The following is a 1,875-nucleotide window of genomic DNA, read 5'->3' as shown; positions in this document are numbered from 1 at the left end:
GGTGAATGTGCGACCGTAGTTACTAGTGGGCAGTCCAGCCTCCGTCGACAGGAATGTTTGTGCCTGTGATGTACGTCGCCTCATCAGAGGCGAGAAACATCGCAATGCCGCCGATCTCCTCGGGTTCGGCCACTCGCTGCATGGGTGTCTCGTCTCGGACGAACTCGTAGAACTGTTCCTGGTCGAGGTAGTCGTCTGTCATCGGCGTTTCAACGAATCCAGGGCAGATACTATTGACACGTATCCCTTCTGTGGCGTAGTCGATGGCGAGCTCTCGTGTGAAATTCACGACACCACCTTTTGCTGCCGAATAGGCAGGTGATCCAGGACCACCAACGAGGCCATAAATCGACGCGACATTAATGATGCACCCCTCACTGTCTTTGAGATACGGGATCGCCGCTCGCGAGCCGTACATAACCCCTGTGAGATTAATTTGAATGACCGTATCCCACTCTTCGAGCGACATTTCTTCGATGGACCCTACTTGGCCAATTCCAGCGTTGTTTACGATTGCGTCAAGCTGTCCGTATTCGTCAACCGTACTGTTGACGAGGGTCTCTACCTGCTCATACTCCGTGACGTCACATTGGTGGAATTCACAGCCGAGTTCTTCGGCAGTCTCTCGGCCGGTTTCTTCCGTGCGACCTGCGATAACGACTTCGGCTCCGTAATCAATGTACTTCGAAGCAATTGCTTTGCCGATCCCGGTTGCACCACCAGTGATGATCGCAACTTTATCTTTGAGCATATCAGGTACTTCGCATAGACGCCACAAAATAGTTTGAGGCGTCGTGGGGGTACTCCGTATTCGAGATACCAGTTATCGACGCTGTTGCCTTGATGAATGAATGAATAAAATGGTGAAGCCGAGTGCGACGACGATCCCAACAGTAGCAGAGATCTGACTTACGGATAATGCGAGACCACTCGCTACAAATGTTCCTCCTGCGAGGATGGCGTACCCGATCGAACGAGTCTGCCGTCGTTGGCTCTGTGCGATCTCCTGAGGTATCACTGTGCGTTCCTGTTCTCGTGCGTCCAGTTCACGATCCAATTTCGTGGGTAGCCGGAGGAGGGCCCAGAGGGAGGTTTCGATGTCGGACTGAGCTTCGGCGAGTTTCATCCGGGCTGCTCGCTGGAGGAAGCCGTGTTCACGGAGGAACGCCTGCGCAGCTGCGAGGATATTGAACTCGGGATCGAGCTGTCTAAGAACACCTTCACCGATCGATCCCACCCGAATGACTAACATCACGTCTGGCGGGATACGAAACGGAAACTCTCGGAGCATTCCGACGACCACGTCGATTATCTGCTGCCAGTTCACATCACCACTCCCTTCGAGGTCATCGATAACTAACTCGAGAACGTGGCCGACGGCGGCCCTGTCGGCGTCGGGATCGAGTGCACCAAGGGCGACAAGTTCGTCGATGATGGATTCGACATCCCGGTTGACAGCGGCCAGATAGAGGTTGATCACGCTCGCTTGCATCGCCGGCGTGAACCGACCGCTCATCCCGAAGTCGTAGAATACGATGCGGCCATCATCGTCGACAGCGAGATTTCCAGGATGGGGATCGCCGTGGTACACACCGTGATCGAGTCCCATCGTGAAGTAGGCATTCGCCACTCGTCGGGCGACGTTCTCCGGATCGTAGCCCTTCGCTTCGAGTTCCTCGAGGTCAGTAACCTTCGTTCCCTCGGCGTACTCCATGGTGAGGACACGTTCGGAGCAGACGTCACGAAATACGCGTGGGATCGTAACGGTCTCATTCTCGTCGGCAGCGAAATTTTCCCGAATCTCCTCCATCATCTGGGCCTCTCGCTCGAAGTCCAGTTCCTCCAGAATGATGCGCTCAAAGTCGTCCGCCATGT

Annotated in this window: 2 protein-coding genes; both read right to left on the bottom strand. The window is 54.8% G+C overall.

What is annotated here, in order from left to right; translation table 11 throughout:
- Positions 1–22: 22 nt before the first annotated feature.
- On the bottom strand, positions 23–751 hold the full coding sequence (locus C5B91_RS20910) for an SDR family NAD(P)-dependent oxidoreductase (protein WP_119713009.1): 729 nt from the start codon (positions 749–751) through the stop codon (positions 23–25).
- Between the two features lie 72 nt (positions 752–823).
- A partial coding sequence (locus C5B91_RS20905) for an AarF/ABC1/UbiB kinase family protein (protein WP_119713008.1) occupies positions 824–1,875 on the bottom strand: 1,052 nt, incomplete at its 5' end.

Source organism: Haloferax sp. Atlit-10N, assembly GCF_003586325.1.
In the GTDB taxonomy this organism is placed as follows: domain Archaea; phylum Halobacteriota; class Halobacteria; order Halobacteriales; family Haloferacaceae; genus Haloferax; species Haloferax prahovense.
Note: the sequence above shows the minus strand (reverse complement) of the source record. Positions and strands in the feature narration are given on the sequence as shown.